At 72.8% G+C, this 4,636-nt stretch carries 5 protein-coding genes; all 5 read right to left on the bottom strand.

Translation table 11 applies throughout. The features are described from left to right. Nucleotides 1-126: 126 nt before the first annotated feature. Complete coding sequence (locus tag ACFWEP_RS31970) at nucleotides 127-981, bottom strand: sulfurtransferase (RefSeq protein ID WP_387375384.1); 855 nt, start codon at nucleotides 979-981, stop codon at nucleotides 127-129. Between the two features lie 91 nt (nucleotides 982-1,072). Next, nucleotides 1,073-1,705 carry a GNAT family N-acetyltransferase gene (locus tag ACFWEP_RS31965; protein ID WP_387375382.1) on the bottom strand — a complete coding sequence of 211 codons (633 nt, stop codon included), beginning with the start codon at nucleotides 1,703-1,705 and terminating at the stop codon, nucleotides 1,073-1,075. A gap of 114 nt (nucleotides 1,706-1,819) precedes the next feature. After that, nucleotides 1,820-2,428 carry a dihydrofolate reductase family protein gene (locus ACFWEP_RS31960; RefSeq protein WP_387375381.1) on the bottom strand — a complete coding sequence of 203 codons (609 nt, stop codon included), beginning with the start codon at nucleotides 2,426-2,428 and terminating at the stop codon, nucleotides 1,820-1,822. A gap of 273 nt (nucleotides 2,429-2,701) precedes the next feature. Next, nucleotides 2,702-3,922, bottom strand: a complete 1,221-nt coding sequence (locus ACFWEP_RS31955; RefSeq protein ID WP_387375379.1) for an MFS transporter — start codon at nucleotides 3,920-3,922, stop codon at nucleotides 2,702-2,704. 47 nt (nucleotides 3,923-3,969) lie between these two features. After that, the gene (locus ACFWEP_RS31950) at nucleotides 3,970-4,449 is read right to left on the bottom strand and encodes an RrF2 family transcriptional regulator (RefSeq protein ID WP_387375377.1); all 480 of its coding nucleotides are present in this window, start codon (nucleotides 4,447-4,449) and stop codon (nucleotides 3,970-3,972) included. Between the last annotated feature and the right edge of the window lie 187 nt (nucleotides 4,450-4,636).

Raw genomic sequence — 4,636 nt, 5'->3', positions numbered from 1 at the left:
TTCACACCGGTGCGGTTGGCGCGGAGCGGGGGGGGGGGCGGGACGGTTGCGGCCGTCCCGCCCCCGCCCTCGTCGCGTGCGGTGGGACGGTTCCGGCCGCCCCGTCCTCGTACGTGCGCCGGTACGTCAGCGGGCGGGCCCGGTCTCCACCGGGCGGGCCTCGTCCCGGCCGTACGCGGACCAGCCGCCGACGTAGAGCCTGCCGCTGCCCAGCCCGGTGTGCTCCAGGGTCAGGAGGTTGTGGCAGGCGGTCACGCCCGACCCGCAGTAGGAGGCCACCTTCGACACGTTGTCCGGGACCACTCCCCCGGCGGCGAAGTTGTCCCGGATCGCCTGGAGGGGCAGCAGCCGGCCGAGCCCGTCCAGGTTCTCCCGGCAGGGGACGTTGGCCGCACCGGGTACGTGGCCCGGGCGGGGGTCCACGGGGTCCTGAGCTCCGGCGAAGCGGTCCCGGTTGCGGGCGTCGACCGGCAGGACGTCCGGCTCCGTGAGGTCGTCGGCCCCGATCAGGGCATCGGCCGGCCAGGGGCGCACGGAGAAGTCGCCTTCCCGGGCGGGCACGGGTTCGTCCGCCGTCAGGGAGCCGGGGTGCGCCTCGGTGTAGGCGTTCAGCCCGCCGTCGAGGACGGCCGCGCGGCGCCCGGTGACCCGGAGCATCCACACCAGCCGCGCGGCGATCACGCCGCCCTGGTCGTCGTAGGCGACCACGATGTCGTCGTCGTCGATGCCCAGGGTCCGCATGCCCTCGGCGAAGAGTTCGGGGGCCGGCAGTGGGTTCCGGCCGCCGACCGGCGTCGGGGGGCCCGTCAGCCAGCGGTCGAGGTCGGCGAACACCGCGCCGGGCAGGTGTCCCCCCTCGTACGCGGCACGCCCGGAACGCCCGTCCAGATACCACCGCACGTCCGCCGGAATCACGCGGCCCGGCAGTGCTTCCAGCCCCTCGACCCGCACGAACGGCGGGACTTGCACGCATCGCTCCATGATCCGGACGCTAGCCAGCTGTCCATCATTCGAGCAAAGTCGTTTCACATACCAAGACGGAAAAGGAGCCAGGGCAGCACGCGGACCTCCCTCACCGAGGAGCCGCCGCGGGGTCCGGCAGCTCGCGGAGGTCGGCCATCATGTCCAGCGACGGCGACCCGTCCGCCCCGGCGAAGGAGCCGAAGCGCCGGAAGCCGTTCTTCTCGTAGAACCGGATGGCGCGGGCGTTGTCCGCCAGGACGCCGCCCCAAAGGATGACCCGGGTCCGGCCGAGCCGTCGTACGGCCTCCACGACGAGCGGGAAGGCCAGTGTCCCCAGACCCCGCCCCTGGTGGTCGTCGGCCAGGGTGGGGCCGAAGCGGCAGTCGGTCAGTTCGTCGAGGAAGATTCCGGCCTCCCGGTACCGCCCGAGGTCGGCGGGGGTGAGGGCGAGCGCGAGTTCGAGGAGGCCGACGATCCGGGAGGACCGCACGTCCTCCAGCACCAGCCTGAGTTTGTCGTGGCGCGCGATCGCGTCGCACAGCCCCCTGGCCTCCTCGGTGCCGTACCCGTCGAAGGTGCTGAACCGCCTCGAAGCGGGTGACAGACCCTCCAGGAAGTGCGCCAGCCCCTCGGCGTCGGCGGGGACGAGCGGGCGGAAGAGGATCTGCGCACCTCCGCCGGGGTCCAGACGGCGCGTCAGGACGGCGGGGTCCCGGGCGATCTCCGACAGAGTGAGCAGCATTTTCGTCCCCCGCACGGCTCGGCTGCGACGACGCGAGCGTACCGGCGGGAGCGGAGCTGCGCGCCGCACCCGCCGACTCGGCTCCCGGGGCACGGGAGGACGTGGGGGCAAGCTCTACGCGGCCCCGTACGTCCCGTGCTCCACACGGCCCGTCGGCTCGTAGACGTGCACCGCGATTTCGGCGGGCGTCGTCTCGTGGTGCAGCAGGCGCAGGCCGACCGGCGTTCCGCCGTCCGGGAACAGGCGCCGTCCGCCGCCCACCACCACGGGGGCGACCGCGAGCCGCACCTCGTCGACCAGACCGGCGGCCAGCAGACAGTGGCCGAGACGGGCGCTGCCGTGGATCTGGAGCTCGCGACCGGGCTGCCGTTTCAACGCGGCGACCTGGGAGGGGACGTCACCGGAGAGGATCGTGGTCGGCTCCCACCCGGCCTCGGTCAGGCTCCGGGAGGCCACGTACTTCGGTGAGCCGTTCAGAACGCGGGCGTTCGGGTGGTCGGTCATCTCCGGCCAGTCACGGGCGAAGTTCTGGTAAGTACGGCGGCCGAACAGGAACGCGTCCGCCCTGCTCAGCCAGTCGGTGGCCACCCGCTCGAACGCCTCGTCCAGGTGCGGGACGAACCATCCGCCTCCGGTGAATCCGTCGCTGGTGTCCTCGTCCGGGGAGCCCGGCCCCTGGGAGACACCGTCCAGCGACACGAACTCCTGCAGTACCAGCCTCATCGGGCACCACTCCTCTGCCGGGCGGGAATCCGTCCCCGCCCCTACGGGTCTCGTGATCTGCCGCGCCCCGGTCGTCCTGAGGACGGCCACCGATGCGGCGGCCCCCCGGGGCGGGAGCACAGCGACAGGATGCCCGCCCGGTCGCGGACGCCTGCGGAGGAATCCTCCCGGCGCGTTCCGTGTCCGGGGAAGCCGGCCGAATCGAGGTCGAGCAGTACGGGTCGACCGGCCGCACTGGGACGCGGTGGCTCGGCGGTTGAGAGCTGTCGCGGCTCAGCCCGTGCGGGCCGCCGCGCGCGCGGTGACACGGAGGAACAGCAGGGCCGCGAGTGCCAGTACCGCCCCGAGACCGTAGACGGCGGTCGCTCCGTGCGGGAGGGCGATGCCGCCGAGCACGGTGCCCAGACCGATGCCCAGGTAGATGCCGGAGGAGTTCAGAGAGACCACCAGCGGGGCTTCCTGCGGGGCGACTTCGATGAGTCGGTGCTGTTGCGCGGGGGTCTGGCACCAGCTGCTCGCGCCCCAGAGGAGTACCAGTACACCGACCACGGGCAGCAGCGAGACGTCGGTGGCCGCGATCCAGGTCAACAGGGCGAGTGCGAGCACCATCGCGGTGTACCCGGTGGTCAGGACCCGGACGGAGCCCCAGCGGTCGGTGGCGTAGCCGGATGCGAGGTTGCCGAGTACGGCACCCAGCCCGTACAGGAAGAGCATCCACAGGTCCGTGCTGTCGGGGACCCGTACCGCCCGCAGGACCGGAACGCTGTAGGCGTACGCGGTGTAACCGGCGCCCATGCCGAGGACCGTGAGCGGCAGCACGGCCAGGACGGCCGGCCTGCGCAGGACGGCGAACCGGGTGCGCAGTGGCACACGCGGGTTGCCCGGAAGGACCGGCATGATCAGGCGCACTCCGGCGGCGATGAGGACGCAGAGCCCGGCCACGATGGCCAAGGCACTGCGCCAGCCCAGCCAGTGGCCGGCGAGGGTGCCGAGCGGCACCCCGAGCGCGGTCGCGACGGTCAGGCCGCCGATCACCACGGCCAGTGCCCGCGCCCGGAATTCGGGGCGCACGAGCGCGGCGCTCACCGCGCCGGCGCTCGGTGTGTAGGCCGCCGCGCCCGCCGCCGCGAGAACCCGGCTGACGATCAGCACGGTCAGGTTCGGCGCCAGTGCCGAGCACAGGTTGGCCAGACCGAGGGTGACCAGGGCGCCGACCAGCAGTGCCCGGCGCGGCAGTCGCGCGGTCACCGTGGCGAGTACGGGGGAGAGTAAGGCGTAGGCGGCCGCGAACACCGTGACGGACTGGCCGGCGGCCGCGGTCGAGACGTGCAGCTCCTCGGCCATGGAGGGAAGGAATCCCGCCACGACGAAGGCGTCCGTGCCGACGGCGAAGGTGCCCAGGGCCAGCACCAGGGTCGACGACAGGCCGCCCTGCCCGGGCAGGGCCTGGCCGTCGGCCTTCCGCCGGTCGGACGATATCGAGATATTGGACATCCAGGTTCTCCTCGCTCGTCCGCACTCGCTCCACAAGTGCGGTGTGATCAGCGGCCGATGCGCTCGTAGTGGCGCCGTGCCCGCTCGGCGGCCGAGGCCGGCGCGGAGGCCATGAGGTCCGCCAGCGTCTGTGCGGCGAGTTCCCTGCGCCATGCCAGCTCGGCCCTGCGCATCGCGCCGGCGATGCCGCAGGGCTGCTGGAACTCGTGGGCCGGCGCGCCGGCTCCGGCTCCCCGCTGCCGGATCTCGGTGCACTGGAAGACCTCGTCCGGACCGTCGACTGCGGCGACGACGTCCATCAGCGTGACCTGGTCGGGCCTTCTGGCCAGCCGGAATCCGCCCCGGGCCCCCGGGGTGGACGTCAGGATGCCCGCCCGGTCCAACGCCTGCAACTGCTTGTTCAGGTAGGCCGGCGGCAGGTCGAACCAGGCCGCGAGCTTGGCCGACGACACCGCCTCCGCGTCCCCGAGCCACGCCAGCGTCAGGCAGCAGTGCAGCCCCCACTCGACTCCCGCACTCATTCGCATGACCTGGACACTACACATCCAGGTTCCCCTTCGCGACGGTTCCGCAGAACCGAACGCACGCTCACCGGGGCGGCTACGCGCGGAAGTTGACGGTGCGCCACCCCGCCCCGGGGAACGTGAGCTCCCCCGTCCGGAATCCGGAAGGGAGCGGCCCCACGACGAGCTCCGCCGCCCCTCCGGGACCGGA

Origin of the sequence: Streptomyces sp. NPDC060198, assembly GCF_042728415.1 — a bacterium.
In the GTDB taxonomy this organism is placed as follows: Bacteria; Actinomycetota; Actinomycetes; order Streptomycetales; family Streptomycetaceae; genus Streptomyces.
Note: the sequence above shows the minus strand (reverse complement) of the source record. Positions and strands in the feature narration are given on the sequence as shown.

Coding starts and splice junctions, on each gene's coding strand:
- ACFWEP_RS31970 (WP_387375384.1), bottom strand. CDS start 981: ATGGAGCGATGCGTGCAAGTCCCGCCGTTCGTGCGGGTCGAGGGGCTG.
- ACFWEP_RS31965 (WP_387375382.1), bottom strand. CDS start 1,705: ATGCTGCTCACTCTGTCGGAGATCGCCCGGGACCCCGCCGTCCTGACG.
- ACFWEP_RS31960 (WP_387375381.1), bottom strand. CDS start 2,428: ATGAGGCTGGTACTGCAGGAGTTCGTGTCGCTGGACGGTGTCTCCCAG.
- ACFWEP_RS31955 (WP_387375379.1), bottom strand. CDS start 3,922: ATGTCCAATATCTCGATATCGTCCGACCGGCGGAAGGCCGACGGCCAG.
- ACFWEP_RS31950 (WP_387375377.1), bottom strand. CDS start 4,449: ATGCGAATGAGTGCGGGAGTCGAGTGGGGGCTGCACTGCTGCCTGACG.